This window comes from Niabella beijingensis (assembly GCF_020034665.1).
Taxonomy (GTDB): domain Bacteria; phylum Bacteroidota; class Bacteroidia; order Chitinophagales; family Chitinophagaceae; genus Niabella; species Niabella beijingensis.
This window is the reverse complement of record NZ_JAIQDI010000001.1, coordinates 873,170-887,717: the sequence shown is the minus strand read 5'-3', so window position 1 is coordinate 887,717 and position 14,548 is coordinate 873,170. Positions and strand designations below refer to the sequence as shown.

The 14,548-nt window shown below is 47.4% G+C and carries 10 protein-coding genes; all 10 read left to right on the top strand.

Translation table 11 applies throughout. The annotated features are described in order from the left end of the window. The first annotated feature begins 55 nt into the window (after positions 1-55). Positions 56-3,403, top strand: a complete 3,348-nt coding sequence (locus tag K7B07_RS03845; protein WP_223707631.1) for a TonB-dependent receptor — start codon at positions 56-58, stop codon at positions 3,401-3,403. A 223-nt stretch (positions 3,404-3,626) separates the two neighbouring features. Next, positions 3,627-5,000 carry a hypothetical protein gene (locus tag K7B07_RS03840; protein WP_223707629.1) on the top strand — a complete coding sequence of 458 codons (1,374 nt, stop codon included), beginning with the start codon at positions 3,627-3,629 and terminating at the stop codon, positions 4,998-5,000. A 101-nt stretch (positions 5,001-5,101) separates the two neighbouring features. Then, positions 5,102-5,923 (top strand): hypothetical protein, encoded by an 822-nt coding sequence (locus tag K7B07_RS03835; RefSeq protein ID WP_223707627.1) that lies wholly within the window; start codon positions 5,102-5,104, stop codon positions 5,921-5,923. Between the two features lie 21 nt (positions 5,924-5,944). Beyond that, complete coding sequence (locus K7B07_RS03830; RefSeq protein ID WP_223707625.1) at positions 5,945-6,160, top strand: hypothetical protein; 216 nt, start codon at positions 5,945-5,947, stop codon at positions 6,158-6,160. Between the two features lie 89 nt (positions 6,161-6,249). After that, entirely contained in the window at positions 6,250-6,891 is a 642-nt protein-coding gene (locus K7B07_RS03825) for a DUF2306 domain-containing protein (protein WP_223707623.1), read from the top strand. After that, entirely contained in the window at positions 6,888-7,778 is an 891-nt protein-coding gene (locus K7B07_RS03820; RefSeq protein ID WP_223707621.1) for a YARHG domain-containing protein, read from the top strand. The genes K7B07_RS03825 and K7B07_RS03820 overlap by 4 nt, the downstream gene beginning before the upstream one ends. Positions 7,779-7,981: 203 nt before the next feature. Next, on the top strand, positions 7,982-8,887 hold the full coding sequence (locus K7B07_RS03815; protein ID WP_223707619.1) for a polysaccharide deacetylase family protein: 906 nt from the start codon (positions 7,982-7,984) through the stop codon (positions 8,885-8,887). Between the two features lie 122 nt (positions 8,888-9,009). After that, positions 9,010-9,834, top strand: coding sequence for an alpha/beta hydrolase (locus K7B07_RS03810; RefSeq protein ID WP_223707617.1), 825 nt, complete (start codon positions 9,010-9,012; stop codon positions 9,832-9,834). Between the two features lie 62 nt (positions 9,835-9,896). After that, positions 9,897-10,682, top strand: a complete 786-nt coding sequence (mazG, locus tag K7B07_RS03805; protein ID WP_223707615.1) for a nucleoside triphosphate pyrophosphohydrolase — start codon at positions 9,897-9,899, stop codon at positions 10,680-10,682. Beyond that, complete coding sequence (locus tag K7B07_RS03800) at positions 10,683-14,534, top strand: sensor histidine kinase (RefSeq protein ID WP_223707613.1); 3,852 nt, start codon at positions 10,683-10,685, stop codon at positions 14,532-14,534. Positions 14,535-14,548: the final 14 nt, after the last annotated feature.

Genomic DNA, 14,548 nt, shown 5'->3' with positions numbered 1-14,548 from the left:
CTGTCAGAACAGGTATGCGTCCAGGTGGAAAATGAGCCTGGGGAGATGTTTTACAATGAGTTTGTTTTTTTGGCTGACCGGTATCAGCCTGCCCGCGCAAACCGTAAAGATCCCCCCTTATCCGGTGACGCTGCATCAAACGGCCACCGATCTGCATAGGGTTTTTTTAGCAATTCAAAAACAATGTGCAGCCCGGTTTTCCTACGATAAGAAAATCGCACAAAATATCTCTATAACAGCCGTTGACTATACCGATACACCACTGAACGAAGTGCTGGGGCACTTGAAACAATTCGCCCGTTTGTCTTTCATAGCCGAAGGGAACAATATTGTCGTTCAGATTTTTGAAAAGAAGAAGCCGATTGATAAGGATACTACCCTGGTTGCCGGCAGGGTGGTAGACGACGAAACCGGTGATCCGCTTATAAATGCAACAGTGACCATCGGAACGCATCAGCTGATAAGCGATGCCAACGGTGCTTTTAAAATAACGCTGGAGCAGGGTACATACGCTGCAACGGTTTCCTCTGTAGGGTATACCATAAAAAAAATAACAGGTATCGAACTCAACAAACGGCCCTTTCTGGAACTGAATATCACCCTGACACGCCAGAAAGATCAGCTGGCAGGGGTGGTGGTTACTTCTTCTGTGCGCAAGGAAAGCATTGCATCGCATTTTCTCCGGCAGAAAAATGCGGCCTCGCTTACAGACGGGATCTCATCAGAACAAATCGCCCGGACACCCGACAACAATATGGGGCAGGTACTGAAACGAATTACCGGTATTACCACCATCGACGATCGGTATGTAATGGTTCGAGGATTGGGTGATCGCTATAACCAGGGAATGATAGACGGGATCGTGGTTCCCAGTACCAGTATGAACCGGAGGGACTTTTCCTTTGATGCCATTCCCCAGGAAGTAGTGAGCAATGTTGTGGTCAATAAAACGGCTACTCCCGATGTATCAGCAGAGTTCAGCGGCGGGCAAATTAGCGTGAACACGCTGGATATTCCCGTTAATAGTTTTACAATCATTGGCCTTGGTCTGGGAATGAATGACCAGGGGACGGGTAAGGATTTTTACCGCCTGGGCCGCTGGGGAAAATACGATTTTTTCGGATTTGAAGACGGAAGCCGTAAACTGAAAACAAAAATAATATCCTGGCAGTTTCCCGGGTCGGGAAATGATGTGCCGCCACCCGGCGAGCCCGGAAACGGCTCCGATGAGGGAAGGGCTTTTGATGGTGACCGGGAAGTGCCCTATAATAGTTTTGACGCCATCGCTCAAAGCAAAAGAATAAGTGCCGACGGACTGAGATTGTACCGGTACAAAACCCTGCCGCTCTACAATGGACGTATTACACTGGGAAGAGTATATCCGCTAAATGATAAGGGGCTCCGGATCGGATTTGTGGCGGGAGCCAGTTTGCGCAACAGCCAGACAGTAGTGCCTTATAATAATGTAAGAGGGCAGCTCAATGGGGTAAGTTACCTGGATTCCGTGAGTACGGATCCCGACCAGGCCCGTGCTATGCACGGCAGCGGGCTTACTTACAGGCATAACAGTACATTGGGACTGGTGTTAAACACCGGCCTGCAGGGGCAACGCTTTAAGGTAGCGTTTAAGAACCTTTTTACCAGTGTGCTGAATGATGAGTACAGCGAACGCTATATGTATGATTTTGCAGTTGTTTCAGATGTGCGTACCGACCAGCCATCGAAGGTGCTTTTTCAACAACCGGAACTGACACAGGTGCGGCAGCATTTACTGGAAGGAGAACAGAAAACGCTTTCCGGACTGAATATTGATTATGGAGCTGGTATTATAAAGATACGCCAGCAGATACGCGATCAACGTATCATGAACTATTCCCGGATAACCGTTGATGGCACCGGATATTATCAGGAGCCGTTTATTTACAGCGCAAGTCAAACGGGTGAGAGTGCTATCAGCAAGCCACAGCGGTTCTGGACTTTTGTAGATGAAACAGACTATAACTGGAAGCTGATCTTAAGCAGGCAGTTCGGAGCGGATAAAAAGATCAGCAGCCTGTTGAAGCTGGGGTATAATGGTTGGTATAAGAGCAGAACGCTGAACACCGTTATGCTCACCATGTACACCTCCAGGGTTAATAACGGTTATAAATTCCGCTCTTCTTATGATTATCTTTTTAATCCTGCAAACATGGGCGCAGGAGCGGGTCAGGCATATTATAATGCCATAACGTTAAATAATGTTCTTTTTAAAGGAGACCTTAAGAATCATTCCGTTTATGCAATGGCTGATCAGCGTTTTTTTAAAAAATGGCGGCTTATTTATGGATTGCGTGCCGAGTATTTCAATTTAAGTTCTAAGGATGATGACTTTTTAAGAAAGCGGTATGGAGGCGAGATCCCTTTCTGGGCCTATCGCCCCAATTATTTTAATGACAGGGAATTAAAAGAGAAAGACTGGCGCTTGCTGCCTTCTGCCAATCTTGTTTATAGTCTTACGCCCAAAGTGAATATCCGCGGTGCATACAGTCGTACAGTCATCCGGCCCGATTTCAGGGAGACCTCTTATTTTGGAATGTACTCTTTTGACCTGAATGCTACAATAACCGGGAAAAAACTGGTTTCAACAATAGTAGATAACCTTGACATACGTTTTGAATGGTATCCTTCGCCAACGGAGATCTTTACGGTCGGAGGTTTCTATAAGCACCTCGATAAACCCATCGAGTTGATGGCAGATCCGGCCGGAGCAAGGTATTATATGTTTATTAACCAGGATCATGCAAAAAATGCGGGCCTGGAAACAGAATTTCGCAAGTCACTGGATTTTATCAATGCATCGGCAGACTGGCTAAAAGACTTTTTTCTTTTTGGCAATGCAGCACTTATAAGATCGAAAGTGATCCAGGCTACCTATCCCGTGGCGGGAACGCTTCCCGACGGATCTGAAGCCTGGAAATATTATACAGATACAGGTTCTGTTGCGCGCCCCCTTATCGGCCAGGTGCCCTGGATGATCAATACCGGGTTGGCCTACCAGGGAGATCTGTGGGGGATCACGGCGAGTTTTAACCGGACCGGTTACCGGACAAACCTGGTCAATCTGAACCCGGGAGAAACGGAGTACGAGCAGGGGCGTAATCTCCTCGACCTTCAGGTGTATGCCCGCTTTTTAAAACAGCAACTGGAAATAAAGATCAATTGCAGCAACCTGCTGAATGAATACCGTTTTTATTATCAGAATCTGCAGGCATACGAAAGCAGTAACACCGCAGAAGGCAATTTTGCCGGCTGGAAATTGAAAGGTGGTCATTCAGTAGCATACGAGAAAGAGAAAGGGGACCGGATTACCTACCGGGAAAAGAGCGGCAGAAATTTCAGTGTGGCTGTAACCTATAAGTTCTAAAGACCGGCAGGATACCCGATGTTACTGCAAGGTTTGTAAATAATTCATACTTCCCGGCCCTGTTGCCCAACCGGGTTTTACTCACCAGGAGTAAAGACCATAAAATAATAAAAAACAGGAAAGCCGGAAGAAGGAATACATGAACCCGCCGCAATATGTTGCCTTTTTGAAGCGGGCCATGCAAAACAGCAAAACAAAGGTAACAAAAAAGTAATCATTTTTTATGTTAACGAAAACCCAACTTAAAAGCGTTGCTGTTGCAGTTGTTGTTGCAGCAGCAGCTGTTACCGGTTGTAGAAAAAACAACACGGATGAAAAATTCAACGGACCAGCACGCGCGGGCTTACCCTCAAAGCCCCAGAAGCACATTCCGGTGGACGGGAACAGCCTGATCACGGTAAAATTCCTGTCGAAAGACACGGTATGGCTGATCGATGGTGTTTCTTATGTAAAGCCCGGTAATACCCTCACCATTGAAGCCGGAACCTTCCTCACATCCGGCACTGCAAAAACGTATAACGACCCGGCCTATGGTCCGCAAACGCTGAAAGGTGTATTGGTAGTACCCCGCAATGCCAGGCTGGTGGCCAATGGTACTGCTGCTGCTCCCATTGTATTTACTTCTCCCAAAGCTACCGGCCGCCTGGCGGGGGACTTTGGTGGAGTGGTGTTGCTCGGTAATGCACCCACCAACCAAACAAATCCGAGGGTAGAAGGTATCCCCGATCCGCTTCCCGCAAGTGTGAATGTAAACTTTGGTGGCACCAACGCTGCGGATAGCTCCGGTTCATTAAAGTATGTAAGGATTGAGTTCCCGGGCTACCTGTTGTCGCCCAACAACGAAATCAATGGCCTTACCCTTGCCGGAGTAGGTAACAAAACGGTACTATCCAATATCCAGGTTTCCTGGAGTAAGGATGATGCCTATGAATTTTTTGGCGGTACCGTAAATGCGGATCACCTGGTGGCATTGTCAACGGAAGATGATGACTTTGATTTTGACTTTGGTTATCAGGGTACGATCCAGTACGGGATCAGTCTGAAAGATGTTAAAGCTACTTACAGTCTCAGCGGAAGCCCGGCCACAACGGATGCCAATGGCCTGGAAAGCGATAATGATGGTACCGGAAGTGCGGCCACACCTACTACCAAACCGGTATTAAGAAACTTCACTTTTGTGGGACTTGCAGTAAAAGATTCTGCTGCTAACAGACTGAAATACGGTAACCGCTGGAGAAGAAGGTCGGCTCTGGATATTCAGAATTCCGTTATCATAGGGTATAACACAGGAGTGGCATTTGAAAATATCACAACAACCGGAAGCCACTTTAGCAACAACGTGGTACACGGTTATACCACCGGTGTTGTGGTAACACCCGCAGGAGCTACCCCCGCCGGATATGTTGGTAATACCTTCTTTACCGGATTGTCGAACCAGGTGCAGTTCTCCGGTAGTCCCTTTTATACAGGTGCTGCCTATAATCCTTCGGTGCTGAAATCCGCCACAGGTGGAAATATTGCCACAAAAGGTGCGATTCCTGCTTCCGGTGCCGTATGGACGCTGGGATGGACACAGTTTAACCCGCAGGGATATTAAATGCATGCTGCTTTTTTTAATGCTGAGATATAAGAAACCAGAAAGCTGACCGGTATACAGGCGGGCAAACCTTCGCCCGCCTGTATTTTAAAATCAACTATATGAAGCAAGTCTCCGTTCTCTTTACCTGGGCAGTTCTGCTGATCGTTGCTGTGGCCTGTCGTAAAGGCGTGGATGTAAGTAAGGAGAACCGCCTCCAGCTGGAAAAATACAGCCGGGTACTGTTCCGCAGTATACCGGAACATTTGGAAATACAATACAACAAAACGAAGCCCCCTTATTATCTGGATGGTTTTTATTTTTTGCCCCCGGGTAAGGGTACCGTGCAATTGATCGATAGTACGGGCAAAATGACCCTTAACCAGGAAGTGCAGATAGCACCCGGCAATGATATGCTCGACTATGTACCTGTTTCAGATACCAGTTCCCTGCTGATGAAAAATACCCAGAGTGAAGAGCTGATGCCGGATCCGGGCTATATAAAACTGAAATTCCTTAACCTGGCAAAAACGGCAATTGGTGAAGCACCGGTTGATATTGTGATAACGCAATATCAAATTGTGCTGCGGGAGATACCCGAAGACCCCTGGTTTATTGAGGATACCGTGATCATCGCCCGGGATACGTTAGCCGACATTGACAGCGGACCGTTTACAACGGCATATAAATTGTTTAAGCCCAGGTTCAGACCCGGAGCAGGACCTTATACCAATTATCTTTCGATACTCAGAAGTTCCGATAAAATGGTTATCCCTGCACGGGGCGCATTTGGCAGCCTGCTGGATATTAATGCAGCTACATCCAGTTATTCGGATGAGCATAATACGGTGTTTACCTATATCTTCACAGATGAAGGCAGAGACGACTGGACCGGTATGAACATCACGGGATTACGTCTCATGTTTGTCGACAAGGGGAAGTAGCAGTTTTAAGACAGGAACAATATGAAAGGCATTGTTCACTCGCAACATATAAAAACAATAAAACGGTTGCAGCACCTGGCATTGGCACGAAAAGGTACAGATCATGCCATTGTTCAGGATATCCGCAAACTGGAAAAAGCCTATGCGGTTTATAAGGAACAAATGGATCTGCTGAGTAAACAGATCAGTACCTACAACCACACCGTGCAAACAACAATTAAAAAATTGAAACAATAGCAGCCCGGTAATTGCCGTATGCCGGTACCGGATGCCCCGCAGGTATTATCCGGGTGTTGGAATTTTTCCTATTTTTATACCAAAACTTCTTGCAGCTAACAAAAAAGCATAAGACAACTGCGCAGTTCCTTGCCTTGGCATTGCTGGGATTTTTTAGTTTTTTAATGCTGGAGATCACACTGCGGTACATTCCGGCCAGCACTAGGGCCTCCTTTCTGCAGATCAAACAGACGGAAGTGGAAAACCTCTGGTATTATTTACCGGTATTTTATACGCATGTTTACACTTCAATGTTCTGTCTGGTAGCAGGGTTTACCCAGTTCAGCCGGTACCTGCTGCGGGAGCACAGGAGCGTGCACCGGATAACCGGATATGTTTATGTGCTGGTGGTACTGTTTTTTTCCGCGCCCACGGGTTTTATAATGGGGATACATGCTAATGGCGGCGGGCTGGCCATCTTCTTTTTCATAACATTATCAGTACTGTGGTGGGCATTTACGTTGCGGGCTGTGATGGCGGCGCGGCAGCAACAGTTTCGGGAGCACCGTTTTATGATGATCCGCAGCTATGCACTCACCCTTTCTGCTATTACCCTGCGCCTCTGGAAATGGATACTGGTACAGTTTTTCCATCCTTCACCAATGGATGTGTATGTGATCGTGGCTGGTCTGGGCTGGATCCCCAACTGGCTGGTTGCAGAATATATTATTTATAAAATCAAATCAAAATGAAATACGCTTATTTTTCAGCACTGTTCTGCATGGTACTGCTTTTCTCCTGTAAGCCTAAAAAGAAAACGGCCGCGGCCGATGCGCCTGTTGCTGCGGCGCAGGAGCTGCCCCCGGAGCTGCATACGGATCTGTATGGAAACTGGGTGGGCGATTTTGTCAGTGTAGTTGAGGGCGAGCAGGATTATGAGGATGTGGCCCGGATCAATATCCGGCTTACCCGGATCACTGAGGATGGGGTGGAAGGAAGAAGCGTTGTAAAGGGAAACGACCGCCCGATGAAAGGAACGCTCACCCTTACAGGTAATAAATATTCATTCATAATGGATGAGCCCGGCAGCGACCGGCACGACGGACGGTTTGAATTTTCCATCACCGGTGATACCCTGAAGGGAAAATGGAAGGCTTATAAAGCGACCGAAGTCAGGAATCCCGTAAAGGAATTTGTGCTGGTCAAAAAACCTTTCCGCTATAATGCCAATCTGATGCTTCCCGAGGATTGGGATTATGTGGATTATGAGAACGGGCGGACAAAAACCGAGCTGTACACCAACGAGGACGGAACGGTGGATACTTCGATCAACAAAGTATACCGGATGGCCTCGGAGGAGGTCTATAAAATAAACGGATCCGTAAAGGAACTCACGGAAAAAGAAATCAAAAACCTGAAAAAACTGGATCTTGAGATCATCCGGAATACCATTTTCGCCAGGCATGGCTATTCGTTCAGAAACAAGGGGGTGCGGCAGTTCTTTGACCAGGTGGAGTGGTATGTGCCGGTAACCAACAGTATTGACGGGGTGCTTACGGGAGTGGAGCAGAAAAATGTGGCGCTCCTGCAACGGTTTGAAAAATATGCCCGGGATAATTACGACACTTTTGGCCGCTGACAGGTTCAGATATCTTGATCCGGATCATGTGAAGATTTTTTTGAAATCATGGGGGCTTTGATTAGTTTTACATAAGAATTGTAAAATAACATGGAATGCACATTTGGAAAGTCTGCCGGCTGTGTTCCGGAGGCTTCTAATTCTCGGCTGACCTTATCCACTGGCACCTTTTGTTTTACGATCTTTTTAGATTTAAAAAGTATATGAAACAACTTATGGAAGGGCCTGCTCCAAAGGAGCACCCTGCTTTTATGAGGAAATGGAATTACCTATTGGGTTCCCTGGCTTTCCTGCTGCTTTTATCCTGTAATGATTCCAAACCCAGGGCTAAGAAACTGGGGGCGGATCTTGATATCCCGGATTCTGTGGAGATCAACCTTAAGGATCCGCAAAAGGAAAAAGAACCGGAAAAAAAGAAACGGATCTTTATGACCTTTGATGATGGTCCGAACCTGGGTACCCGCAACCTGCTGACCATCCTGAAAGAGGAAAATGTGCCGGCTACCATGTTCCTGATCGGGTTGCACACAAAGGCAAGCCCCGAACAGAAACTGATGTGGGAGCAGTTGCAGATTTTTCCGGGAATTGAACTGTTCAATCACAGCTATTCCCATGCCTGGAGGAATCGCTTTACCGGATTTTATAAGAACCCGGACTCCGTCATTTCTGATTTTAACCGCGCCCAGGCGCTGATGATGCTGAAGGAGCCGATCGCCCGTACACCCGGCCGCAATGCCTGGCGTATCGACAGCATCAGTCGTACAGATCTTTTAAAGAACAAATCCGTAATTGACTCGCTGCAGAAAAAAGGCGGCTACGTGCTTATCGGCTGGGACCTGGAATGGCAGTTCAACCACAAGAATTCACAGGCGGTGCAAAGCCCGGATCAGCTGATCGCACAGGTAGATCATTTATTTGCATCCAATAAGACCCTGAAACCCGATAACCTGGTGATCCTGGCACACGACCAGATGTGGAGGAGTTCCGCAGATTCGCTGAAGCTGCATGAGTTCATAAGAAAGTTAAAGGCGAAAACAGGTTATGAGCTGGCACTCATTACCGAATATCCGGGGGTAAAAGAAGCCCTGGCCAATCAAAAACGGTTCTGATCCTAAAATAACTAAAAAAAAATATAAGGCAGGTGGTGATCCCACCTGCCTTTTGATTTGTTGACAGTACTTACCATTTTTTATATAAATTCGTCAGTATTATGATAAATGTAACGGGAAAAATGAAGCGGTGTTTGGTTGCCGGCTTCGTGCTGCTTGTGAGCCTGAACGTATGGGCGGCAAAAGTGGATACGCTGGAAGTGTACAGCCCTTCCATGAAGAAGCCCGTCAAAACCTCGGTGATCCTGCCGGATGGCTATACAAAAACCAAAAAATACCCGGTGGTATACCTGCTGCACGGGTACAGCGGCAGCTATGCCTATTGGCCGGGCGTAAAGGGTGCATTGGATGGTGCAGATCTTTACCAGATGATCCTGGTCTGCCCGGATGGCGGCTATGGCAGCTGGTATTGGGATAGTCCTGCAGATCCTTCTTTTCGCTATGAAACCTTTGTTTCTCACGAGCTGGTAGACTGGGTAGATAAAAATTATGCCACCATTGCCACGTCAAAAGGAAGGGGCATTGCCGGCCTCAGCATGGGTGGACACGGTGCATTATATCTTGCCATCAAACATCCGGATGTGTTTGGCGCCACAGGAAGTATGAGCGGCGGGGTGGATATCCGGCCTTTTCCCAATAACTGGGATATGGCCAAACGGCTGGGAAAATACAAGGACTATCCCGAACGCTGGGAAAAAAACACGGTGATCAATATGCTGCACCTTATTGAACCCCGCACATTAAAAATTATTATTGACTGCGGAACAGAAGACTTTTTCTATAAAGTGAACGAGAATCTGCATCAGGAATTGCTGTTACGTAATATTCCGCACGATTATATTACCCGGCCGGGCGCTCATAACGGAGCGTACTGGCAAAATGCGATTTATTATCAGCTGTTGTTTATGAACCGGTGCTTTACCGAGCCCGATACGGATAAAAAATAAAACATCCGTTTGCAGCGCTATGTTGTCGGACGGAGCAACGATAGATAAAAAAACAGAATAGTATGAGCCAGGAAGCTTTTAACGGTTTGGTGACAATAATGGATGAGTTGCGTGAAAAATGCCCGTGGGATCGCAAACAGACGATCCGGACCCTGCGGCAGATGACCATTGAGGAAACCTATGAGCTGGGGGATGCGATACTGGAGGAAGACTGGAGCGCAATAAAAGAAGAACTGGGCGATCTGCTGCTACATATTGTTTTTTACTCAAAAATAGCAGGAGAGCAGGGACAGTTCACCATCAATGAGGTCATAAGCGGGATTACCGAAAAGCTCATAAAGCGACATCCGCACATCTACCCTCCCGAGGAGGGCATGAAGGGACTGAAAGAAGTAAGATCGGAGGAAGATGTAAAACAGAACTGGGAAGCGCTGAAACTGAAAGAAGGAAAAAAATCAGTGCTGAGCGGCGTGCCCCGTTCACTGCCGGCAGTTGTTAAGGGCATGCGGTTGCAGGAAAAAGCCAGGCAGGTAGGGTTTGAGTGGCATACAGCCGATGACGTATGGAAGAAAGTTGCTGAAGAAACGGCGGAGCTGGAAGAGGCCGTGGCGCAGCAATCATCTGAAAAAATGGAAGAAGAATTCGGGGATCTTTTGTTTGCGCTGATCAATTATGCCCGGTTTTTAAAAATAGATGCCGAGGCGGCCCTGGAACGCACGAATAAAAAATTTATTAACCGGTTTACCAAAATGGAGGAATCGGCGGCCGGGCAGGGCCGGCAGCTGTCTGAAATGACGCTGGAGGAAATGGATGCTATATGGGACCGGATAAAAACAGAAGAATCGTAAATGAAACGGAGGAGCAGAAATAAATATTTATGGGAGCTGGTGCTGCTGGCAGCCGCTGCGGTGATCTTCGTTACCGGCTTCCTTTTAAGCTCCACCTATCTGAAGGATACGTCCCTGGATGCGCAGACCCGGCTTTTTGAAAAAGAGATCCGGACGCGGGTGCACCGGTTTGATCAATTGCTGAAGCGGACGGAATTGATGGACCGGCTTACACAGTCAAGAGAAACATTGCGGGATCTCAATAACATTCCGGATAAGGACTTTTATTTTTACCTCTACAAGAACGATCAGGATAAATTGTTCCTGCGCTTCTGGAATACAGGCATCGTTGTGCCATCGGATGAGCTGGTATACAGCGATAAGGAAGAGCAGGGTGTAAGGCTGGCCAACGGATATTATTACGCGCTCCGGAAAACGGTTCCCGGACACCCGGATTTTACCGCTATCTGCCTGATCCTTATAAAGTCCTCTTTTTTTGTGGAGACCGATTATCTGAGGGATTCCTATCCGTTCAACAAGGCGATGGACCGCCGCATGGACATTACCGTCACAGCCACGCCTTATGTAATAAACGGGATCGGAGGGAGTCCGGTTTTTTATTTAAAAGAAAAACAGGAACCAAAAATTGTCCGGCAACTGAATGAATTATCCGAAGTTGAATCTGCCAGGATCCAGGAGCAGAAAGGCAATGATAATCTGTATGAAGACACCGAAATGTCTGTAGTGCTGAAGATCACGGGATTGTTCCTGTTATTCCTTTCCCTGTATCTGTTACTGGCCAAACGCTTTGCCGCCTCTGATTACAAACGCCAGATCTGGCTGCTGGTGGCCTGTTTGCTGGCCTTCCGGGTGGGTGTTTATATAATGACGTGTATCTGGGACTTCTCCGGGTTCAAACTGTTCGACAAGAGTCTGTATACATCCGGTTTCCTGTTGCCGGCATTCGGGGATCTGCTGATCAACAGCCTGCTCTTCTGCTGGATCTGTGTGTTTGTCTGGAACCGTCTTTCAGCCCGCCCTTTTCACACGGAAAAGTACGCGCGGAATACGGTACTGACAGCGGGGGTAAGTTGCCTGGTGATCCTTATTACGGCCACATTCAGCATCACCAGCGTCATCCGGGGGCTTATCGGAAAATCCAGGATCTCTTTTGATGTAACCAATATAGACAGCCTCAGTATTTATACGATCGTAGGGTTTCTCATCCTCGCCTGTCTTATCCTGGGTTTTTATTACCTGAGCAGAACGCTCTATAAATATATCCTCGGAGCATTCGGCCAGCGGATCCTGCTGGTCTATTTCTGGATGTCGGTACTGGGATTGCTGTTCATCACGGGATTTGTAAGAGGTGCCGATGTGAACTTCTACATGCCGGTGTTGCTGTGGCTGCTCATTTACACGTACATTTTTACAAAGGAAGCACGCATTAACCGGTTTATCAAATTCAGCGTTTCGGGTACAGTGCTGTGGATTTTCATTTTTTCCATCAGCCTCTGTCTGCTGATGCTGAAGGAGATCACAAAGGCCGAGCTGAACCTGCGCACCTTATATTGCCAGAAGCTGGCGACCCAAACCGACCCTGCAAGTGAACGGTTGATCAGTATTGCGAATAAATACCTGGACAGTAATTATTTCCGGAATAATTTTCACCGGTTGTATGATGAAGATCAGAATGTATACCTGCGGGATAGTATCCGCCAGCGCAATTACATCGGGTATCTTAATAATTACGTTACCAACCTGTATATTTTCGACAGCCTGGATAACTCCCTGTACAATTCGTTCCCGCAAACGGTGGCCTCGCTGAATACCACCATTGCCAATAAATCGAAGCCCACCTCATTGCCGGATATGTACTTTTACGAGTCGGAGGAGTTCGACAACTTTGCCTATATTACCCGGAGGGTGATCACCCATCCGGAAACCGGCCGGCTGATCGGAACTGTTTATATTGTTTCAAATCCGCGGAAGTTTGCAGTAGCCAATATCAAACCGGAGTTGTTCAAGCAATTCAAGCAGGGGGAAATTTCCAATTCGGCCGTATATCAGTATGCGATCTATCACAACAATCAGCTTACGTCCTCTTCGGCCTCAAAAAAATACCCGTTCACCACCACACTTACCCCAAGCCAGTTCCCCCAGAAAAAAGTGGATGTCCGGGAACGGATGGGGTACAGCGAAGTATGGTACCGGGCCAGTGCATCAAAGGTGATCATCATGGTCCGGAAAAGCGAAATGTTTCTGGAGGCCACCACCTTGTTCTCCTATATTTTCTGTTCTTTTTTGTTCCTGGTGGCGCTCATCAATGTGCTGATGATCGTGCTGGGATCGTTCATGAACAAGCGGCTGCTGCGGAATTCCACGTTCTTTCCAACCATCCGCAGCCAGATCCACGGCACATTTATCCTCATCAATGTGCTGGCCTTCGTGGTAGTGGGTGCTGCAACAATTTCCTTTTTTATCAATCGTTTTGAGGAATCCAATAATGATCGCCTGAGCAGGACCATGAATATCATGCTCAATGAGATCAATCTGCACGACAACCCGAACGATAGTCTGCGGATCATATTGAGAAGGGAGCACTTTAATGAAGATCTGTTCCAGGCCAATATGCTGAATACGGTTATAAAACGGGTGTCTGATATTCACGGACTCGACGTGAATGTATATGACTTTACCGGAGAGCTCAGGGCCACCAGTCAGCCGGATGTATACAGCCGTGGTGTTCTGAGTACCCGGATGGCGCCCCGTGCTTTTTACAGCCTGTTAAGATTGCGACGTGCCCAGTATATACAGAAGGAGCAGGTGTCCGAGCTTGCTTACAATACCATTTATGCACCGGTGGGGGCTAATGGCGCGCAGCCTTATGCCTATCTCAGCATTCCTTATTTTACCTCACAGCAGGAGCTGAACCAGGAGATATCCACTTTCCTTATCACACTCATCAATCTTTATGCATTTATATTTTTATTGACGGGGTTACTGGCCCTGCTGATCACCAACCGGATCACAGGATCCTTTACGGTGATCAGTAATAAAATGAAACAGGTGAGTCTGTCGAGGGTTAACGAGGAGATCGTATGGGAACGCAATGATGAGATCGGACAGCTGGTGAAGGAATACAATAAGATGGTATCCCAGTTAAAAGAAAGCGCCGATCTGCTGGCAAAATCGGAGCGGGAAGAAGCGTGGAGGGAAATGGCAAGGCAGGTGGCGCATGAGATCAAGAACCCGCTTACCCCAATGAAACTGAGTCTTCAGTATCTGCAGAAAGCGATCGCTGAAAACAGTGCCAATGTGCAGCAGCTCACATCAAATGTGGCAAAAACGCTTGTGGAGCAGATCGATTATCTTTCGAAGATCGCTGCTGATTTTTCGCAATTTGCCAATATCAATCACATAAAAGAAGAAGTGTTTGATCTGCATGAGGTATTAGAGCCGCTGGAACATATTTACAGCAAAAACCCGAAGGTGGCCTTTAAATGGAAGAAAATACCGGAAGCTATTATGGTAAAGGCCGATCGAACACAAATGAACCGGCTGTTTACAAACCTGTTTGTAAATGCCATTGATGCCTGTGAAAAGAACCCGGAGGCGGTCATCACCGTAGAAGAAGCAATGGCCGGAGGTGCTGTTGTGATCAGCATTGCGGATAACGGATCCGGGATCAGCGATGCGATGAAAGGTAAGATCTTCACTCCCAATTTTACTACAAAAAGCTCCGGAACCGGTCTGGGACTGGCCATGTGCAAAGGGATTGTTGAAAAAGCCAACGGAACGATCTGGTTTGAAACCGAACCGGGCGTGGGAACAACGTTCTTTGTAAGATTTCCGGTGGCAGGGGAGCTGTGAGCCTTCTGCTATCA

Bases quoted from the DNA above. Each gene is read 5' to 3' on its own strand.
- K7B07_RS03845 (WP_223707631.1), top strand. From the start codon at position 56: ATGAGTTTGTTTTTTTGGCTGACCGGTATCAGCCTGCCCGCGCAAACC.
- K7B07_RS03840 (WP_223707629.1), top strand. From the start codon at position 3,627: ATGTTAACGAAAACCCAACTTAAAAGCGTTGCTGTTGCAGTTGTTGTT.
- K7B07_RS03835 (WP_223707627.1), top strand. From the start codon at position 5,102: ATGAAGCAAGTCTCCGTTCTCTTTACCTGGGCAGTTCTGCTGATCGTT.
- K7B07_RS03830 (WP_223707625.1), top strand. From the start codon at position 5,945: ATGAAAGGCATTGTTCACTCGCAACATATAAAAACAATAAAACGGTTG.
- K7B07_RS03820 (WP_223707621.1), top strand. From the start codon at position 6,888: ATGAAATACGCTTATTTTTCAGCACTGTTCTGCATGGTACTGCTTTTC.
- K7B07_RS03815 (WP_223707619.1), top strand. From the start codon at position 7,982: ATGAAACAACTTATGGAAGGGCCTGCTCCAAAGGAGCACCCTGCTTTT.
- K7B07_RS03810 (WP_223707617.1), top strand. From the start codon at position 9,010: ATGAAGCGGTGTTTGGTTGCCGGCTTCGTGCTGCTTGTGAGCCTGAAC.
- mazG (WP_223707615.1), top strand. From the start codon at position 9,897: ATGAGCCAGGAAGCTTTTAACGGTTTGGTGACAATAATGGATGAGTTG.
- K7B07_RS03800 (WP_223707613.1), top strand. From the start codon at position 10,683: ATGAAACGGAGGAGCAGAAATAAATATTTATGGGAGCTGGTGCTGCTG.